The 261-nt window shown below is 58.2% G+C and carries 1 protein-coding gene; it reads left to right on the forward strand.

Annotation, left to right across the window (positions count from 1 at the left end; genetic code table 11):
• Positions 1-261: PAS domain-containing protein (locus tag SB822_RS58345; RefSeq protein ID WP_410859277.1), on the forward strand; the 261-nt coding region annotated here is incomplete at both ends.

Below are 261 nucleotides of genomic sequence, written 5' to 3' on the forward strand. Positions count from 1 at the left end.
GCAGTCGGTCAACGAGGAACTTGTCACCGTCAACGGTACGCTTCAGGCAAAGGTTGAAGAAACCGCGAAGGCCAACGACGACTTGCAAAACCTCATAGCGTCGACGGGCATCGCCACGATTTTCGTCGACAGCGAGATGCGCATCACGCGATATACCGCGCCCGCCGTCGGATTGTTCAACCTGATCGAAACGGACATTGGCCGTTCGCTGTTCGACCTGACGCATCGCCTGATCTATCCGGAGCTGACCGCCGACGCGAG

Origin of the sequence: Paraburkholderia sp. SIMBA_054 (assembly GCF_046534875.1) — a bacterium.
GTDB lineage: Bacteria > Pseudomonadota > Gammaproteobacteria > Burkholderiales > Burkholderiaceae > Paraburkholderia > Paraburkholderia hospita.